Genomic DNA, 20,193 nt, shown 5'->3' with positions numbered 1-20,193 from the left:
GGGGTAAGAAAAGGTTTATGAAAAAAAGATTAAAACCAGTTATGGCTTTAGTTCTTGCCGCTTCTATGATGGGATCAAGTCTAGGAGTAGGAAACAGTGTTGCAGCAGGGGGGGGGGGTATAAAACCCTTTAATTCTTACGCTGAAGAGATTGAAAGAGAAGAAGATAATACATCAGACACCGATAATCCAGAAACACCAGACACCGATAATTCAGAAACACCAGAAACAGATAACTCAGAAACACCAGAAACAGATAACCCGGAGACACCGGATACAGATAGTCCGGAGACGCCGGGCACGGATAATCCGGAGACACCGGACACGGAGAACCCGGAGACGCCGGACACGGATAATCCGGAGACGCCGGACACGGATAATCCGGAGACGCCGGACACGGATAATCCGGAGACGCCGGACACGGATAGCCCGGAGACGCCGGATACAGATAATTCGGAGACGCCGGACACGGATAGCCCGGAGACGCCGGATACCGATAACCCGGAAACACCGGACGCTGATGATCCGGACAAGTTAGAAGAGGAAACAGGAGAGAAAGATGCAATCAAGGGTGCAGGTGCATCTGCCTCTTTAAGCTTAAAGGAAGAAAAGACCGCTACTCCCAGCGAGGCCACAAAGGCTACTCCCAGTGAAGCCAGCCGTAATAATTCACTGGATGATGAGATGCTGGAAAGGGTAATTACTACATATAACAATACGCCTGCTTATGAGGAGATCGCTGAAACAGATGACAGTTTCATGTATCTAAGCCAGAAAAACGGAAGAACAAAGCAGGATATTGGTTTTACTGATAAATATAATTATAAAGAGACAGAGTATTTCCTGAAAGGAAAAGCGCATGTCTATGATCTGGAAGACGACCATAAAGTGGTGACTGCAACATCCAGCAATGCAACCAGACCAAAGGAGCAGGATTATGTAAACAGGGTATTTGTGTATATGCCGGAGGATCCAGCTGATTTTAACGGTGTGGTTTTTGTGGATATACTGAATGCCAGCAGTAAAGTGGATCTACCCGATATTTGGCGCAGAAGTTACGATTATTTTATGCGGAATGGATATGCCTATGTGGGAATCACTTCAAAATACTGCAATGTGGAATCTCTTAAGAAATTTGATTCCAAGCGGTATGCAGAACTGGAATGGGGCACCAGCAGCCTGAATGATGACGACAGGAACGGTTTGTTCTGGGATATGTTAGGTCAGTTAGGCGTTATGCTAAAGCAGCAGGATTGTGATCTGTTGGGGGGAAATACGGCGGACAAGGTATTCCTCATGGGGCAGTCGCAGTCAGGTATGTATCTAAACACGTTTGTTAACTGCTTTGGACAAGCCAATGCAGTGGGAATAGATTATAATTCTGATGAGGGGGAGGGAGATGCTGTTTTTGATGGCTTCGTTAATGTAGTCGGAGCATTTGCGGACTCAGCCCTTAGCAGCGGCGGTAAAACCCGAAGCTTTGCCGCACCGTATGATTCTCCAGTGCCATATATATTGGTGGAGGGAGAGAATGATTACAGTGCCTGCGTTAAAATAAATCCCAATTATATTAAAGAAGACGGCGATGAGCCGGGAGAGAATATGTACCGCCATTACGTGATCGCAGGCGGAGCCCACTCATCCAAGATTTTCCCTCCGGACCTGACGGATGAACTTCAGATCCAGGCAGGGCGTCCGGCTGGGTATTATCCGGCAATGAAGACAGATAAGGATACAGGGCGTCCCAATACAAACACGGACCTTAATATGGATTCCTATGTCAACTCTGTTTTGGCAAACCTCATTGAATGGACGGATGGCGGGGATATGCCGGCCGGTTTCCAGGCTGATGATATTGACCTGGATGCAAGAGATGACTATGGAAACCTGACAGAGGGTATTGTTCCTCCCCAGATCACGGTGCCTGTAGCAAAGTATTATGGGGGCGTTAATGGAAACTACTCTACAGACGGCGGCTCCATGGTATATATATCCAGAGAGGAATTGGAAGATCTGTATGCAGATAGGGAGGACTATCTGGATCAGTACGAGTCCGCTTTGGATGATGCGATTGCAGAGGGCTACCTGATAGAGGAAGAACGTGAGCGTATGATGTCCATAGCGGAAAATCAGCCCATATTTGGATATCGCCCTTCATGGTTTACTAATATTGAAGAATCCATGAAAAGTGAGCCTTCCATTAAGATGGTAGGTGATGTGGAAGAAAAAGACGGATATAAGGAAATGACCTATAAAGTGAGCGGTACTGCCAATATCTATGGTGTATTGCTGGAGGATATCCCTTATATCAGAAAGCCTGCCCAGGCATATACCAACTATATCAGGGTTTGCATACCGGATAATTTTAATGGCAAGGCAGTGATTGGACTTATATCTAATAATGATACGGAGTTTGATATAACAAAACTGAAAGCCAAAGGAATTGCCTATATTGGCATTACGGCAGATGCAGATGCGGCTGAGAAGTATGGATGCAGCTGGAAGGTTTTGGAGAAGGAGGCAGACCCGACAAGACAGGAGAACGGCCTGATCTGGGATATCATCAGCCAAACCGCCTCCTTAGCAGAGGAATTATTAGGACAGAATCCTTCCAGGCTGTACCTTGGAATCAAGAAGGCGGATAATTCATGCGCATATACATATACGAATGTATTTAAGCGTTTCTATGGTTTTAAGGTGGATGCAGTAGGTGTGGATGGACTTTATGAAATAGCTGAGCCCAAGAAGCTTATGGTGCTTAACGATATTGATTCCACGATTCCTGTAGCATCACAAGATTCAGTTGTGGCATGGTATGACAGTATTATTTATAGGGAAAACGGCAACGGACCAACCATTGGCGCCACTGCGAAGAGCATTATTGAGCAAGACGGTATGTACTTCAAAGATTCCAATGGTAATGGTATCCTGGATGTGTACGAAGACTGGCGGGAAGATGCTGAAACACGAGCAAAAGATTTAGTTGAAAAGATGACGATCCAGGACAAAGCAGGAATGATGGTTATTAATTCCAGAGGTATGGGTATCAATAGTTCCGATCCTGACGAGGCAACCGGCCTGTTGGATGAAACCTCCAACACGGATGACATGTCTTCCGAAATTTTCGGTGTGTCACGCACACTGGGCACAACGGAAGCAATTGTGGACTGGGGGCTGAGGCACTTTATACTCCGTCAAAATCCGGAACCCGAGGATATGGCTTCCTGGATCAACCAGATGAATCTGGTGGCAGAAAAGACAGAACTGGGAATCCCGGTTGTTGTGGCTTCTAATTCCAGAAATGAAAATGGACAGATGACGTTTGGTATGAATGATGCGTCAGGCGTATTCTCCACATGGCCTGGCACATTAGGCCTGGCGGCAGCGGTTATGGGAGATATTGCCCGTGGAGGAGATGCGGGTCTTATCAGCCGCTTTGCAGAGATTGCCAGAAATGAATGGGATGCGTCAGGCTTAAAGAAGGGATATATGTACATGGCAGATACCATGACAGATCCCAGATGGCAGAGGACCTATGGAACGTTTGGAGAGGATCCTGAATTGATCAGCGATATTATTGGAAGGCTGGTAGATGGATTCCAGAACGGTTCGGATGGTGTGCAGGCAGATGGTGTTGCCCTGACTGTAAAACATTTCCCAGGAGGCGGTGCAAGAGAGAACGGTTTCGATCCCCACTATTCACAGGGACAGTGGAATGTATATCAGACGGAAGGCAGCTTGGAGAAATATCACCTTCCGGCATTTATCAAGGCAGTGGAAAACCGTGTAGCTTCTATCATGCCATATTATGCAAAACCGGCAGCTGAAAAGAGTGAAACACAGTATGACCTGGAAGGAAATCCCATTGACATGGTTCCTGTAGGGTTTGCGTTTAATAAGGTATTTATCAACGATATCCTCCGTGAGCAGATAGGACATGAGGGATATGTAAACAGCGACAGCGGTATTACCGGCAATATGTGCTGGGGAGTTGAGGAACTGGATGTTCCTGAAAGAAATGCATTGGCGATCAATGTGGGAACAGATATCATAAGTGATACAAATGATGTTAATTCGATCATTGAAGCTTGGAACAGAGGCGCTGATGGCGGAAAATCCGACTATTATACGACTGAAGGTGTAGTTCCTGCAGGTTATGAGGTGGCGGATGTGACATTAACAACAGCAGCGCTTGACCGGTCCAATGTGCGGCTGTTAAAAGAAATGTTTGATCTCGGTCTTTTTGAGAATCCATACCGCGATCCGGATACTGCTCAAGAGACGGTAGATAACCAGGATAACTGGGATGAAGCATATGAGGCCCATCAGAAATCAGTGGTTCTCTTAAAAGATGGGGAAGGAACCCTTCCATTGACTGCTGATAAGCTGACAGGGAAGAAAGTTTATATCCAGTACTTTGGACAGAGCAATTCGGCCAGCACAACTTCAGAGCTTCAGAGAAGCATTATGTCCGGGGATTACAACATCAGCCTTACCAACAATTATCACGAAGCAGACTATGCATTACTGTTTGTCAATCCATCCTCCGGCAACTATTTCTCTGCAACAAAGGGGTACCTTGAGCTGGATATATGTACGGATAAGATCGTCCATGATGTGGATGATGAAGGGCGCCCGGTGGCGGACACTCATACGGAATCCACTATTGAGAATGTAGAATCCATCAAGGCGATCTCAGAGGCAGTAAGAGCGAACGGCGGTAAAGTTGTGACAAATGTAAACTTTACCCTGGCCTGGATGTTGGGTAATGTAGAACCTTATTCAGATGTGGTCCTGGCTGGTTTTGATACCCTGACAACGGCAACCATGGATGTAATCACAGGTGTCTATGAGCCTACCGGCAAGATGCCCATTACCCTTCCAAAGGACGACAGTGTGATCGCTGTCAATGCGGACGGTGTGTGCATATCTCCAAATGATGTGCCTGGCTATGATAAGGATCAGTATATGCCGGCATCCATGAAAGATGAGAACGGAAAAGCTTACGCATACAAAGACAGTGAGGGCAATTATTACGAACTTGGTTTTGGACTTACTTATGTGGACGATAATGAGGAAGAACCGGTTGATCCTACCCCGGGTGAGAACGGCGGCAATTCTGGAAGCAGTGGTTCCGGCGGCTCCGGAAACGGCGGCAGGGTTTATACTTCCTCATCCAATACTCCGGGTGCTTGGCATCAGGACGAAAAGGGCTGGTGGTTTGAGTTTACAGATAAGAGCTGGCCTCATGGAGAGTGGAGACAGTTGGTATGGAATAATGTGGTAAGCTGGTACTATTTCCATGAAGACGGTTATATGGCAACAGGCTGGTTTAGGGACGGAGATCATGTGTTCTATCTCCATCCATACTCTGACGGAACCCAGGGATATATGTATGTGGGCTGGCATCAAATTGATGGAAAGTGGTATTACTTTAACGAGGTTTCCGATGGAACATTAGGCAAACTGTTAACAAATACCTGGATCGATGGCTGGTATGTAGACAATGATGGCGTTTGGAACGGGGAACAGCGAAATAATGAATAAAAGATAAACAGCGGGGTGACTGAGAGCAATCTTCAGTCACCCTGCTGTTGGTGTGCAGTCTTCCGGCAATGGCGGCAGGAAAAAATTCCAAAGCAGCGGAAGCCGGGGGATTCGGCATCTAAAAAGGGCGGGGCGGTTTGACTTTTGCCATTGGTTCAGATATAATAAATTCACTTTATGCAATGCACCGGCCTGCTAACTTAGGGATATGGTTCCCTGTGTCAGCAGGCAAGATGCATTCTATGGGATAAGGTCATTGTTACAGAATTTTTGACTGTGATTTATGGGGGTAATGGTGGATCGCTTAGATAAAAAGATAGTTTATTTAAAAAGAGCGGCGTTTATAAATGGACTGCTTACCATTCTGGCTGCAATGGTCAGTGAGTTCCTGTCATCAATGGTAGGTCAGCCTTACATACTGGAGATGGGGCAATGCCCCATATGGTATGAGTCTTTGGCCGGAACAGCGCTTATGCTGTTATATTTCCTGCCTGACAGCAGCGTGAGGAAGAATCGGGCCATTGGCCTGATATATGCATTAACAAGTGTATTGGCGGCAATATTTTCCGTGTTATTATATTTTTGTATGATGCTTCCGTCCCCTGACCACGTCATGTTATGGGTGGTATATTTTATCCTGTACATAGTCCCATTGGCGGTGATCAGCTGTCTGGCAATGGCGGTCATGGTTGATAAGTCAGAGGTTTTACCGGAGGATGAATATAAGGGGAAAAGGAAAATACCGTCCAAAGTAATTGCCGGGCTGATTGCCATATCAGGCTTAGTTGTCACTTTCCATGCATTTATGCGGTATGAGCAGCCGGAAGATCTTACCGCATGGCAGCGGCGTGAACTGGCAAATTCCGGCGTGTCCATGTTAATGCCGGGTAATTCTGAAGAAGGGGATAAGTTTTATGATACAACCGGTGTGATGCATGTGATCACCGGTACGGGAAGACGGATGATCGTGGTAATGTTTGAGGGAGAGCCGGGCGATTATCCTGAGACGGATGATTATGTGAATGAGATCATAAGCGAAGAGACATATACGATTGATGGAATAGAATATACCAGAAGTGTTGAGAAGAACATCAATAAGGACTATAAAATGATCGCCTATATGAATGGCATAAGCTTTGAATATAATAACAAAGTATATATGGCCATGGTCATAACAGGGCGCACAAATGCTGCGCTGAAACGCGATATTGATAAAATCCTGGGCATGTTTGAGATACAAAGATAAGGGGAAAGATCCTCTTGGCTGAGGTGTGATAATAAAAATTATTGCACAATAATGACTGCTATAATTTGGGAAAAGCAGATAAAAAAGTATTTATATTGTGGAATATATTGACATTTTGATGAGAAGATAGTATATTGAAAAAAATAATTATGTGTAAATTGTGCGATTTACATTGAGAGGACAATATATGCACCGTAAAATACAAAGGGTTTCATTGCAGTCTGAAATAACAAAATATATTCAGGATTACATAAAGGAAGAAGGACTGATAAGAGGTGACAAACTTCCCTCACAAGGGGAAATGGTTGAGATAATGGGGGTGAGCAGGACCTCCTTGAGAGAAGCCATAAAAACTCTGGAGGCGCAGGGGTTACTAGAAGTACGGAATGGAAAAGGCGTTTTTGTCGGATCTAATTATGGAAATGATTTTATCCAGTTGTCAATCGGTTTTCACAAAGAGAAAGAGCGGCTTTTGGAAGCATTGGAAGTGCGCCATGTATTAGAACGTGAAATCATTAAAATGGTTGTGAGGAGAATAACGGAAGCGGAGATTTCTGAGTTAGGTCAAATCACAGATATTTTAATGGATAAATTTTATAAGAAAGAAGAAAAGCGCAACGAGGACCGGAATTTTCATTATAAGATTTATATGTGCTGCCATAACAGTGTGATGTATCAAATGATGACAACTCTAAGCGACTTATTTGATGCTTTTTGGAATGATCCACTGGACATAGAAAATCCATTTGAAGAAGGTATGCCGTACCATTTAGAATTATATAAGGCCATAAAAGACCGGAATTTAAAGCGAGCTCTGAATGCGAATGAAGAGATCATCAAAGATATACGGAGAGAGTTAGAAAATGCAGGTATTAAATAGTTTTTAATTTAAGCTATAATATAGCATATAGCACATAGAATATACCTTACAAAGAAAGGAAAGAAAGATGACAGATCAAAGTAAGTATTTGGAAGACTCAAGATTGATTGAGACCCATTATGGAGAGGAATATGAAAATTATTACAATGCAATTGTGCCGCCTGTCTTTTTGAATTCATTAAATGTATTTCCATCTATTGATGCATATTTTGACAGTGATAAAAATGACAAGCATGTTTATGTGTATGGGAGGGTGCAGAATCCTACAGTTAGAATTCTGGAAGATAAGATCGCGGCATTGGAACATGGTACCAAAGCATTTGTGTATTCATCCGGTATGGCTGCGGCGACAACCGCTGTAATGTCCGTATGCCATGCGGGCGCCCATATTGTCTGTGTCAGAAATGTATATGGACCGCTAAATACGTTTCTTACCCAGTATTGTAAAGAATATTTCCAGATGAACGTAACATTTGTAAAAGGTGATCTTATTGAAGAGTTTGAGGATGCTGTTACTGATAATACCGATTTGATTGTACTGGAGAGTCCTTCATCAATCGTGATGAGTTTGCAGGATATATCCAAGGTAGTACAGATAGCCAGAAAACATAATGCAAAAACCTATATTGATAATACGTACTGTACACCGATTTTTCAAAATCCGTTAGATTTGGGGGTAGATATAGTTATGCACACAATGTCCAAATACATAGGCGGACATAGCGACATTATAGGTGGTGTTTTAATTGCAAACGATGAGGATTTATTAAAAAAACTGATGCTTCATAGAGAATTGTATGGAGGCATATTAGGACCAATGGAGGCATGGCTGGCAATCCGGGGATTACGTACAATTGAGGTCCGTCTAAGGCAGCATGAAAAAAATGCAATGGCAGTTGCTGCATTTTTAGATAAGCACCCCAGGGTAAAAACCGTAAATTATCCAGGCTTACCGTCCTTTCCACAATATGATTTGATGAAAAAACAACAAAAGGGTAATTGTGGTCTTATGAGTTTTGAAATTGACAGTACGATGGAACAGACAAAAAAGTTTTGTCAAGCGCTTTCAATATTTAAAATCGGGGTATCATGGGGTGGCTTTGAAAGTCTGGTGGAGATGCCATATGCAAGAATGACAGATCAGGAAGCTTCATGGCTGGGGGCCTCTGCTAATATTATACGCATACACTGCGGACTGGAAGGAGATGACCTATTGATCGCGGATTTGGAGAAGGCCTTTTCAATCTTATGATAACAAAAACAAAAATGAAGGAGGATATAATGTATGAAGAAGATGGTTGCAACAATGTTAACGTTAGCAATGGGTGCAGGAATGTTGACAGGATGCGGGGGATCGGCAGTTAAACAGGAAACAGACAGTATGAAAAGAGAAGAAAACATTGTTATTACAATGGTTGAATCTCTGACCAGTCCGGATCGAACTGCTATTATCCGTGAAATTGCAGACAAGTATGAGCAGGAACATCCCAATATATCCATTGAAATTATTTCTCCGCCACTGGAAAATGCCGATAATAAAATCACACAGATGCTGATGAGTGGATCAGGAGTAGATATTGTGGAGACAAGGGATTTGACGATCACACAGTATGTGAATAACCAATGGATCCAGCCACTGGATCAATGGCTGGATCAATGGGAAAATAAGGATACCTTAACCAGCGCAGCCAATTCGGCTATTTATAAAACTGGGGATAAGGCATATTTAATCCCTTATGGGTTTTTATGGAGAGGACTATATTGCAGGGCAGATTGGTTTAAAGAAAACGATCTTGAGTTGCCTAAGACCTGGCAGGATATTCATGACGCAGGAGTAGAATTAACTGATTCAAGTAAGAACCGGTTTGGCTTTGCATTCCGTGGCAGCACATTGGGACATCAGTATGCGGATACTGTGATATGGAGTTATATTGGAACAGATCTATTGGCAAATCCGGATGCAGGATATTATTTGAAAGAGAAAGAGGGGGAAACGATCTTTACGTTGCCGGAAACAAAAGAAGCACTGGAATTCTATAAATCTTTATATACAGATTGCTCTCCAAAGGACTCAATTGCATGGGGATTTGCGGAGATGGTTCAGGGTTTTGTTGGCGGAACAACAGCCATGCTGATACAGGACCCAGAGGTCATTGCATCTTGTGAAGCAGATATGAGTGAAGAACAGTGGGAATTAATCCAGTTTCCGGTAGGTCCATCAGGACAGGCGGTTTTCCCAAATGGATTTGCTGGCTGGGCAATGACTTCATTTACAGAACATCCGGATGAGGTATCAGACTTTATACTGTATCTGTCTAATCCCGAAAATAACACATATTTTGCAAAAAATTATGCTACAATTCCAATTCATTCCAATGCACCTGAGCTTGACAGTTTTTTCAAAGAGGGTAGATTCTCAATCTATATGGACATGGCTGAAAAGGGGGAGGTTTATCGCTGTGCTACTCAACCAATGATGTATAACGCATATGCCACCTATAAAACGAATGTGGATACGATGTATCAAAAGTGGTTAACTGAGGAAATAAGCACGGATGATCTATTGGAGTGGCTGGATGATTTTTGGAAGGATGCATATCAGCAGGAGGGAAGAAAGTATTAAACATAAACCCGGGAGAGGTGAAAATTACCTCTCCCTCATATAGGAAAAAGGAGATACGGAAAAGATGAATGGTATTGGTAAAATGGAACGGAAAAAAAGAGCGTACATTATCCTATTACTTATCCCTTCTATTGTTCTTCCAATGATTTTTACATATTATCCAATGATTAAAGGAAGTATTATGGCTTTTCAAAGCTATAATCTTATGGATATAGGAAATATCCGATGGATCGGATTCGGTAATTTTAAAAAATTGTTTATGCCGAATGCGAGTAATTCGTTTTATGTGATATTAGGAAATACTGTAAAGTGGGTTTGCGTTTCATTGCTTTTTCAGTTTTTGATCGGTTTTGGTGTTGCTCTTTTACTCAAGAAAAAGTTCAAGGGATCCGGAATTTATCAGGGTTTAGTATTCTTTCCCTGGGCTGTTTCGGGATTTGTCATTGGTATTATATGGCGATGGATGTTTAATGGTACATCAGGTGTGATTAACGATATTCTAAGCCGTATAGGAATTATAAGTGAGCCGATTGGATGGTTGGCCGATAAAAATACAGCTTTATTATCTTGTATTGTAGCCAATATATGGTATGGAGTTCCATTTTTTACAATTATGATTACCGCAGCATTAAGAGGCGTCTCCGAAGATTTATATGAGGCAGCCAGTGTGGACGGTGCCAGCGCATTTGGAAAGTTCTGGAATATCACAGTGCCATCCATTCAATCCGTTTTATTGCTGACTGTATTAATGAGGACAATATGGATTTTTAATTTTCCCGATTTAATATATTCAATGACACAAGGTGGGCCAGCTGGTTCGTCCCATATTGTCACTTCGTATATGATGCAATTGGTCCAGAGTTTGGATTATGGTTTAGCTTCTTCTGTTGGATTATTATCCATTTTATTCTTGATCATCTTTACCATAATCTACTTAATAGCCACTAAGCGCATAAATTCGGAGGATTAAGGCATGGATAGAAAATATAGTAAGTTTATTCTGGATTTTTTTAAATATGGCGTTTTATTATTATTTTTGGTAATTGTCATGTTCCCCTTTTTTTGGATGCTGGTGACTTCATTAAAGGGCAGTCAGGCAGAGATTTATGCATTTCCGGTTCAATATTTACCACAAAAGCCCAGCCTGGCTAATTATATTTCAATGTTATGGAAAGGCAATTTTGGAAGGTATATGAGTAATTCCCTTTTGGTGTCAACTGTTGCAGCAACCTTTGCGAGTATGATTGGAATTGGTGCGGGTTACATTCTTTCAAGATTTAAATTCAGGTTGAAAAGTCCATTGTTGTTATTTTATCTAATTACGCAGATGATTCCCACGTTTATAATGTTGCCATCGTTATATCAAATGCTTTCAAAACACCATATGCTAAATAATATATGGGTGATGGCATTGTTGTATACAAATATGATGATTCCGTTTTCGGTGGTTACATTAAGAGGTTTTTTTGACGGAATTTCTTCAACATTAGAAGAAGCAGCATGGATTGATGGTTGCAGCTATGGTGCGGCACTAAGAAAGATTATCATACCTGTTATGAAACCAGGAATTGCAGCAACATTTATATTTGCCTTTATTAATTCCTGGAATGAGTTATTTATGGCAATCATGTTTATTGATAAGGATAAGTATAAAACAATCCCGGTAGGGTTAAATGCTTTGATTTTGAAGTACGACATAAAATGGGGAGAAATGGCAGCTGGAACAGTAATGGCATTAATACCCACAATACTACTATTTTCTGTTGCCCAGAAATATATGATAGAAGGGTTAACTGCAGGGTCCGTTAAAGGATAGGTGTGCTTAGAAACAGGGGGATATATCAATTGATCAAAAAAGGGATTGACAGTCGGATGATTTATAATTTGAAACATAATCAAAATATAACCATGCTTACAGCTGAAAAGCTATGCAGGATCATTAAATGTGAGCTTCAAGATATTGTAGAGTTTGTGGAGGAAGAATAGAATCGTGATCGGGAGTAATGAAGGAATCTGGAATCTACTCACACAACAGACATGCCAGTAATGCTCCTTCTAAAAAGAAAATGCCGGAAACCCTTATAAAATAAGGATTATCCGACATTATCCAGCATGGAGCTGAGGGGAATCGAACCCCTGTCCGAAAACCAATTCCCTGTTCTTCTACTATCATAGTCCTTTATTTGACATTCCCTCCACCATCAGAGAAAGGACACCCGGATGGCTTTAGTAGCTTCATGATACGACCCTATGCTCAAAGCTTTGCATAAGTCGTTTCTCACATAGTCGATGCCAGGTTCTTAAAGTGTGAGTGCTCTAAGGCTGACAGCTGCCATTAGGCAGCGTAAGCTAATTCGTCGTTAGCGTTTATATTTATTTTTGCCATTTAACCCATCGCATGGGGATAGCTTCACCAGCTGCATGACCCCCGTCGAAACCAGTACAACCCCTGAATGATCAGAAATACATAGGACTGGTATGCTAACGAATCGTGCGCTTCCTACATAATAGCAGTTTCTGTGGTAACTGTCAAGGGCGGCCGGCGAAATAAATTCGTAGAAACTTTGTAAACAAAATCCACCTATTATTTAAGAGAAAAGAAATACCATCATCTCCACTTTCTGGTAATATAGGGATAACAGATAATATCTTTCGTCAACCGGAAGAAAGGGAGGTAATTATGAAAATGAACATGAAGAAAACAGCATATGCGGCAGGATTGACAGCAGCTATGGCAGCGGTGACCTTTGGCCTGGGAGGCTGTGCAGCCGGGACACAGTTCCCGGATACTTTAAAGGTACAGAACGTGGACAGTACCGGCAATAAGATCACGGTCACAGGCAGGGAAGAGGTAAAGGTAGTGCCGGACATGGCGGAGATCGAATATTCCATTTACAGCAGCAAGGATACGGCGGCAGCGTGCCAGGAGCAGAACAACAAAGATTTAAGTGCGGCCATTGAGACATTAAAGTCCCTGGGCGTGGAGGAAAAGTCCATCCAGACCTCTTCCTACGGCCTGAATCCTATCTATGACTGGAATTCATCCAATAAAGAGGTGACCGGGTATGAGATGACCACCCGTTTGACCGTGTCGAATATCCCCATTGACAAGGCAGGAACCATTATATCCGAATCAGTGGCAGCAGGAGTGAACGGAATCGATTCAGTGAGCTATTTCTCCAGCAACTATGATGCAAGCTACCAGGAGGCTTTAAAAGGAGCCATGGCCGTGGCAAAGGCCAAGGCGGATGCGCTGGCAGAAGCCAGCGGGAAGAGCATTGTGGGCGTTGCCCATGTGGAGGAGTTTGGATATGACCCCTATGTGAGAAATTCATCCTTCAGCGGAGCCGGTGCCGCAAAAGCGGAGACCATGGCTGCCGCAGCAGATATGGCGGTCATGCCCGGTGAGGTCAGTGTGGAGGCCCAGGTGACAGTGGATTACGAGATTCAGTAATCTGATAAAAATAACAGCGCTGGAAACGATTTTTCTGGCGCTGTTTTATATTGATATTTTCCAGCAAATATATTATGATTTACAATGTTGGCCCTGGATCATATCAATCAGGGGACAGGAGAGTAAATGATGAAAAACCGAATCGGTTATCTATACCTGGTGATTACCACTTTTATCTGGGGAAGCGTATACATAGCCAGCAAATATGCCCTGGAAACCATGGGACCGGTAACGGTGCTCTGTGTCCGTTACGTGGTTGCGGGAGCGGCTTTATGCATTCTGCTGAAGGTTAGAAAAACAAGGCGCCCCATAGAAAGGGGACACTGGAAATATATCTGGATCGTGGGCGGTCTGGGCTATTTTGTTTCCATCACATGCCAGCTGGTGGGGACAAAACTGCTGGACGCGTCCCTGGCATCTCTGATCAATGGAATGAACCCCATTACCATCTCTCTGCTGGCAGCCATTTTCCTCAAGGAGAAGATACAGAAAAAGCATATTGTAAGCATCTGCATATCCATTGTGGGCGTATATATCATCCTGGGGATTGGAGGAGGCTCTATCAGTATGGCAGGGGTTCTGGCCTCTGTGTGCTCCGTCCTGTTGTGGTCCACAGCTTCCGTGGCTATCAGAAAGGTTTCAGGCGGATATGACCCGGTACAGATCGCCCTCTATGGGTTGGGGATCGCCCTTATTTTCACCGTTCCCGCGGCCATTGTGGAATCAATGGGGCAGCCTCCTGTTATTAACAGGACAGCGGTTCTGTCCTGTATCTACCTGGGAGTGGTGGGAACAGCAGTGGCCCATACACTGTGGAATATGGCCCTTAAGCTTCTGGATGCCAGCGTGTGCTCCATGTTTTATCCTCTTCAGCCCCTGACTTCATCCATCCTGGGAGTGCTGCTTCTCCACGAAGTGCTTACCTGGAATTTTGTGGTGGGCGGTGTGCTGATCTGCGTGGGAGTGGTGGTTAGCGTGATGGAAAAGCGAACTGCGCCAAAGGGGTGATGTGGCTGCAATGGCTGCAGTATAGGAAAAGTAGGCAGTATAGGAAAAATGGGAAAAAGAACAAGAAAAATGCCCCCGGCCGTGCAGATCAGGCCGGAGGCATTTTTCTTATCATATATCACCATTACAATTATGAGGATTAATTCTTTTTAGCCGCTGCATTCTCCTTTGGAAGGATTACATTCAGCAGGATTGCCACACAGGTTGCAACCACAACAGGGGACTTGCCAAAAATGGTGGTGGCCCAGTCAGGGAATGCTGCCAGGGAATTGGCTGCCTGTGTAACGCCCATTCCTAATGCAACGGAAAGGCCTACGATTGAGGTGTTGCGGTAATTCATGTCCTCTGTCATGACTAATTTGATACCGGTCATGGCAATGGATGCAAATACTGTGATGGTTGCGCCGCCCAGTACACACTGGGGAATGGTGGTTAAAATAGCTGAGAACTTGGGAATCAGGCCTGCAACCAGCAGGATGACGGCTGCCATTCCAAGAACGATGCGGTTGATTACCTTGGTGGTTACTACAATTCCTACGTTCTGGCTGTAGGTGGCGGTTGGAAGTCCGCCCAGCACAGCGCCTATGATATTGGAGATACCGTAACCCACAATACCTCCCTGAAGCTCCTTGTCCTCCGGCATACGGTCCATGGAGCCGGTGGTGGTTGCGGAAAAGTCACCGATTGCCTGGATCGAGTTGATGGCAAATAAAAGACCGATGGCAACGCAGGAAGATGGGTCAAATACAACTCCAAAGTGCAGCGGGGTTGGGAACTGGAAAAGTCCGGCTGTTGCAACGCCGCTAAAGTCAACCAGTCCAAAGCCCAGGGCAACAACGTAACCAACGATAACGCCAATGAGGATGGAAGCCAGCTTTAATATGCCTTTGGTGTAATGATTTAAAACGGTAACTACGGCTAAAGTAATCAACGCAGTTGTCCAGTTCTGCCATGAGCCAAAGCCCAGTTTGCCGATCTCGCTTGCCAGAGGTTTGCCTGCTCCGCCTGCCATGTAGTTGACAGCAGTGGGATATAAGGAAAGACCAATGGTGAATACAACCGTACCAGCGATCAACGGCGGGAACAGCTTACGTATCTTTTTAATAGAAAAGCCAACAATAATTGCCACTATGCCGCCGACAATCTGGGCGCCTAATATCATCGGAACCCCCAGTCCGCTTTCATGGCCTGCAATGGCCTGCATACTGGGGACATAAGCAAAACTTACACCCATGATGACCGGAAGAGCGGCTCCTATATGGAGGCTGTTTTTGTTTCCAATTGGAAAAAGCTGTAAAAGAGTGGATAAACCTGCAACTACTAGGGCTGCCTGGATTAAAAAAACTTTATCAGTGGGATCTAACCCTGCTGCTCCTGATACGATAATGGCGGGGGTTACGCACCCCACGATTGCGGCCACCACATGCTGCATTGCAAGTGGGAATGCCTGAGAAAAACTGGGTTTTCCATAATAGTCAAATAAAGCTGATTGATTACCGGCCTGATTCATATATGAGTTCCTCCTTAGGATTATTGATGAATGTGAGTTCCGGTCAGTCCTTGGATTCCCTCTTTTGCTTTTTCAAGCAAGGTTATGAGTGCAGTACGTCCATCTTTGGACTCTGCGAATTTCACAGCGGCCTGAACCTTTGGCAGCATGGAGCCGGGGGCAAAATGTCCCTCTTCCATGTATACATGGGCCTGGTCCGGTGTGAGATTATCCAACCACTTTTCTTCCGGTTTTCCGAAGTTGATAGCTACCTTTTCCACTGCAGTGAGGATGATTAAGAAATCAGCGTTCAGTTCCTCTGCTAACAGTTCACTGGCAAAGTCCTTGTCGATAACGGCGCTGGCGCCCTTTAAATGGTTGCCCTGACGGGTAACCGGGATTCCGCCGCCGCCGCATGCGATGACAAGCTGACCCGAGTCAACCAGGGAGCGGATAGCGCCGATTTCAACAATTTCAGCAGGCTTTGGAGAAGCGACCACACGCCGGTAACCGCGTCCTGCGTCCTCCTTCATGATGTATCCGTATTTCTCGGATGCGATCTTGGCCTGTTCCTCGGTCATGAAGTGGCCGATTGGTTTGCTGGGAGTGTCAAATGCAGGATCTTCTGCATCCACACGTACCTGTGTGATCATGGTAGCAACCGGGATATTGTACATCTCGCGGTTGTAGAGTTCCTCTCTCAGTGCATTCTGAAGGTCATAGCCGATATATGCCTGGCTCATTGCAACACAGACGGAGAGGGGAGTGTTAGGCTGGTTTGCGTCTTCGCGGCTCAGCGCGGCCATGGCATTGTTGATCATGCCCACCTGCGGGCCATTGCCATGGGCTACGATGACTTCGCAACCTTCTTCAATGAGGTCCACAATAGCTTTAGCGGTAATCTTAACAGCTATCATCTGCTCAGGAAGTGTGTTGCCAAGAGCGTTGCCGCCCAATGCGATGACAATACGTTTTTTCTTGTTTTCCATAGTGAAATTCCCCTTTATAGGCGGGATATGAGGGTATCCCGCATTGTTATTTGCACAATACAACTTATTTTGGAGACAAAAAGGGCTGCAGGACCGTTGTCCGGCAGCCCCTACAATGTACTACGAATGAGTTTGGGATTTATTTAAATACTCTAGGAGTTCCTTTTTCTTCCAGTTTCTTTAAGATTTCAGCTGGATCTGCAAACTTAGCTAACATGATCATAGCAGCGATCACATATGGCTTGTAGCTGGCTTCCTTGTACAGAGGATCACGGTAACGGTCAAATACAGATGCCTCAACCTCGCCGTCCTTGCAGCTTACATCATTGATGTCAGCTGGTAAGCAGTGCAGGTACAGAGCTTTTCCGTCCTTGGTGGTCTTCATCAGTTCTTCGGTACAGCACCAGTCTTTGTGCTCTGCGTTCTGAGCCAGCAGTTCTTTCTCCAGAGCCTTGATGCCATCGGAATCACCCTCTGCGTACAGATTGGTTCTCTTTTCCATAGCGGCAAATGGAGCCCAGCTCTTTGGATATACGATATCAGCATCCTTGAATGCGTCAGCCATGTCGTGGGATACACGGAAGGATCCGCCGGTCTTATCAGCGTTCTTTTTCGCAACTTCCTCAACCTCAGGCATGATCTCGTAGCCTTCCGGATGAGCCAGAACAACTTCCATACCCATACGTGTCATCAGGCCTACAACGCCCTGAGGAACGGAGAGCGGCTTGCCGTAGGAAGGAGAGTAAGCCCATGTCATAGCTAACTTCTTGCCCTTTAAGTTCTCTACGCCGCCGAACTCATGGATGATGTGCAGCATATCAGCCATACACTGTGTTGGGTGGTCAATATCGCACTGTAAGTTAACCAGGGTTGGTTTCTGCTCCAGGATACCATCCTTGTGGCCCTGAGTAACAGCGTCAACTACTTCGTGCATGTAGGCATTTCCCTTGCCGATGTACATGTCATCGCGGATACCGATCACGTCAGCCATGAAGGAGATCATGTTAGCTGTCTCACGAACAGTCTCGCCGTGAGCTACCTGGCTCTTGCCCTCGTCCAGATCCTGAACTTCCAGACCTAACAGGTTACATGCGGAAGCGAAGGAGAAACGTGTACGTGTGGAGTTATCGCGGAATAAGGAGATACCCAGGCCGCTCTCAAATACCTTTGTGGAAATATTGTTCTCTCTCATATAGCGCAGAGCATCGGCAACGGTCCAGACAGCTTCCAGTTCTTCGTCTGTTTTCTCCCATGTGAGGAAGAAATCGTTCTCGTACATTTCCTTAAAGTTGAGCTTGTTTAACTTATCAATGTAATCCTGTAATGTTTTCATTTGATTGACTCCTTTTATTATGTTTTATATTAATTTTTGGGGTACCGTTTGGATGCCTGGGCCTGGAGTTCTTCGGCGGCTTTCAGCATAAGCCGCCGAAATCCCAACAGGTCACTAGGACTTCATGGAAAATGGTATACGAATGAGCAGAGCGAACATAAAATGCCCTATGCTTTTTGGCCGCCCCGCAGGCCAAGAAGATGGCACTGCGGACCAGAGGGAGGCACCACACTGAGTGGCGGCCGGCAAAGTCGCCCTGCGGACAATAATCTAAATTAAGAGAAACAATTACTTGCAGTAAACAGTTGGCAGTGCTGCATAAACGGCTGCACATGTAACCAGATCCTGCTTCCAGGTGATCTCGTTGGGAGCATGAGCCTGAGCCTCAGCGCCGGGTCCAAAGCCGATACAAGGAATACCGTTACGTCCCATGATGGAAACGCCGTTGGTGGAGAAGGTCCACTTATCTGTCAGAGGACGGGCTTTTCTCATCTCTTCGGTAGCAGGTACGCCGATACGCTCATTGCCGAACAGGTTCTTATAAGCATCTTCCAGAGCCTTGGTTACATCATGATCCTCCGGGATCACCCAGGTTGGGAAGTAGCACTCGATTGGGTATGTAAGTCCCTTGTAGGAAGGACGGGAATACTCATACATGGAAACGGTAACGTCATCGCCATACTTCTGAACAGCAGGAAGGGCACGGATCTCATCCAGGCAGCTCTCCCATGTCTCACCGGCTGTCATACGGCGGTCCAGGGATACGGCGCAGGAGTCAGCAACCGCACAACGGCTTGGGGAGGTAAAGAAGATCTCGGAAACAGTAACAGTACCGCGTCCTAAGAAGTTAGCTTCCTTCCACTCAGGGTTGAACTTCTCATCTAACATCTTTACAAGGCCCTTAACTTCCTTGTCATCAGCAGCATCGTTCTCATTCAGCGCACGCACATCCTGAAGAATGTCAGCCATCTTGTAGATCGCATTGTCGCCGCGCTCAGGAGCGGAACCGTGGCAGGAAACACCCTTAACATCTACACGGATCTCCATACGTCCTCTCTGGCCGCGGTAGATTCCGCCGTCAGTAGGCTCTGTGGATACAACGAAGTCAGGGCGGACCTTATCTTCGTTGATGATATACTGCCAGCAAAGACCATCACAGTCCTCTTCCTGAACCGTACCGGTTACCAGAACCGTGTACTTGTCGCTTAACAATCCCAGATCCTTCATGATCTTAGCGCCGTAAACAGCACTTACAATACCGCCGCACTGGTCAGACACACCGCGTCCGCCGATCTCTGTCTCGTTCTCATACCCTTCATATGGATCAAAGTTCCAGTTGTTCTTGTTTCCGATACCAACGGTATCAATATGTGCGTCAAAACCGATCAGGGTCTTGCCTGTTCCCATGTAGCCTAATACATTGCCCATTGGGTCGATCTCAACCTTGGTGAATTCCAGTTTCCTCATCTCTTCAGCGATGCGGTCAATGTGTGCCTTCTCATCGCAGCTCTCGCCCGGGAACTTAACGATATCGCGTAAGAACTTGGTCATATCCTTCTCATAATTCTGTGCAGCTTCTTTGATTTTTGCGTAATCCAGACTCATTGTTTTCATTTCCTCCATAT

Annotated in this window: 13 protein-coding genes, 1 other RNA gene and 2 pseudogenes; 11 read left to right on the top strand and 5 right to left on the bottom strand. The window is 45.0% G+C overall.

Annotated elements, in window-relative coordinates; genetic code table 11:
* Nucleotides 1–17 precede the first annotated feature (17 nt).
* From HMPREF9469_RS33735 to HMPREF9469_RS33725, 9 genes and pseudogenes are all read left to right on the top strand, one after another.
* Nucleotides 18–2,576: pseudogene (locus tag HMPREF9469_RS33735) on the top strand (alpha/beta hydrolase domain-containing protein); the annotation flags it as partial.
* Between the two features lie 228 nt (nucleotides 2,577–2,804).
* A pseudogene (locus HMPREF9469_RS33730) lies at nucleotides 2,805–5,057 on the top strand (glycoside hydrolase family 3 protein); the annotation flags it as partial.
* A gap of 781 nt (nucleotides 5,058–5,838) precedes the next feature.
* On the top strand, nucleotides 5,839–6,792 hold the full coding sequence (locus tag HMPREF9469_RS06735) for a hypothetical protein (RefSeq protein WP_040415104.1): 954 nt from the start codon (nucleotides 5,839–5,841) through the stop codon (nucleotides 6,790–6,792).
* A 187-nt stretch (nucleotides 6,793–6,979) separates the two neighbouring features.
* Nucleotides 6,980–7,672, top strand: a complete 693-nt coding sequence (locus HMPREF9469_RS06730; protein WP_007860344.1) for a FadR/GntR family transcriptional regulator — start codon at nucleotides 6,980–6,982, stop codon at nucleotides 7,670–7,672.
* A 67-nt stretch (nucleotides 7,673–7,739) separates the two neighbouring features.
* Nucleotides 7,740–8,924: a trans-sulfuration enzyme family protein gene (locus HMPREF9469_RS06725; protein ID WP_007860343.1), complete on the top strand. Its 1,185-nt coding sequence runs from the start codon at nucleotides 7,740–7,742 to the stop codon at nucleotides 8,922–8,924.
* A 33-nt stretch (nucleotides 8,925–8,957) separates the two neighbouring features.
* A complete protein-coding gene (locus HMPREF9469_RS06720; RefSeq protein ID WP_007860342.1) occupies nucleotides 8,958–10,295 on the top strand; it encodes an ABC transporter substrate-binding protein in 1,338 nt (445 codons plus the stop codon).
* A 64-nt stretch (nucleotides 10,296–10,359) separates the two neighbouring features.
* A complete protein-coding gene (locus HMPREF9469_RS06715; protein WP_007860341.1) occupies nucleotides 10,360–11,265 on the top strand; it encodes a carbohydrate ABC transporter permease in 906 nt (301 codons plus the stop codon).
* 3 nt (nucleotides 11,266–11,268) lie between these two features.
* Nucleotides 11,269–12,111 carry a carbohydrate ABC transporter permease gene (locus HMPREF9469_RS06710; protein ID WP_007860339.1) on the top strand — a complete coding sequence of 281 codons (843 nt, stop codon included), beginning with the start codon at nucleotides 11,269–11,271 and terminating at the stop codon, nucleotides 12,109–12,111.
* Nucleotides 12,112–12,113: 2 nt separating this feature from the next.
* Nucleotides 12,114–12,281: a helix-turn-helix domain-containing protein gene (locus HMPREF9469_RS33725; RefSeq protein ID WP_270279788.1), complete on the top strand. Its 168-nt coding sequence runs from the start codon at nucleotides 12,114–12,116 to the stop codon at nucleotides 12,279–12,281.
* Between the two features lie 124 nt (nucleotides 12,282–12,405).
* On the opposite strand, the gene ssrA is transcribed toward HMPREF9469_RS33725, so the two are convergent.
* Nucleotides 12,406–12,745, bottom strand: a transfer-messenger RNA (tmRNA) gene (gene ssrA / locus HMPREF9469_RS31150).
* Between the two features lie 230 nt (nucleotides 12,746–12,975).
* On the opposite strand from ssrA, the gene HMPREF9469_RS06705 reads away from it, so the two are divergent.
* On the top strand, nucleotides 12,976–13,749 hold the full coding sequence (locus tag HMPREF9469_RS06705) for an SIMPL domain-containing protein (RefSeq protein WP_007860337.1): 774 nt from the start codon (nucleotides 12,976–12,978) through the stop codon (nucleotides 13,747–13,749).
* Between the two features lie 126 nt (nucleotides 13,750–13,875).
* Entirely contained in the window at nucleotides 13,876–14,757 is an 882-nt protein-coding gene (locus tag HMPREF9469_RS06700) for a DMT family transporter (RefSeq protein WP_007860335.1), read from the top strand.
* A 139-nt stretch (nucleotides 14,758–14,896) separates the two neighbouring features.
* Here HMPREF9469_RS06700 and HMPREF9469_RS06695 read toward each other — a convergent pair whose 3' ends face one another.
* From HMPREF9469_RS06695 to HMPREF9469_RS06680, 4 genes are all read right to left on the bottom strand, one after another.
* Entirely contained in the window at nucleotides 14,897–16,267 is a 1,371-nt protein-coding gene (locus HMPREF9469_RS06695; RefSeq protein ID WP_007860333.1) for a uracil-xanthine permease family protein, read from the bottom strand.
* A gap of 20 nt (nucleotides 16,268–16,287) precedes the next feature.
* Nucleotides 16,288–17,235, bottom strand: coding sequence for a carbamate kinase (gene arcC / locus HMPREF9469_RS06690; protein ID WP_007860331.1), 948 nt, complete (start codon nucleotides 17,233–17,235; stop codon nucleotides 16,288–16,290).
* Between the two features lie 139 nt (nucleotides 17,236–17,374).
* Entirely contained in the window at nucleotides 17,375–18,568 is a 1,194-nt protein-coding gene (gene ygeW / locus HMPREF9469_RS06685; protein WP_007860330.1) for a knotted carbamoyltransferase YgeW, read from the bottom strand.
* Nucleotides 18,569–18,856: 288 nt separating this feature from the next.
* Nucleotides 18,857–20,173, bottom strand: coding sequence for a YgeY family selenium metabolism-linked hydrolase (locus HMPREF9469_RS06680; RefSeq protein ID WP_007860326.1), 1,317 nt, complete (start codon nucleotides 20,171–20,173; stop codon nucleotides 18,857–18,859).
* Between the last annotated feature and the right edge of the window lie 20 nt (nucleotides 20,174–20,193).

This window comes from [Clostridium] citroniae WAL-17108 (assembly GCF_000233455.1).
GTDB classification, from domain to species: domain Bacteria; phylum Bacillota; class Clostridia; order Lachnospirales; family Lachnospiraceae; genus Enterocloster; species Enterocloster citroniae.
The sequence above is the reverse complement of the archived record's forward strand: the minus strand, read 5'-3'. Positions and strand labels throughout refer to the sequence as shown.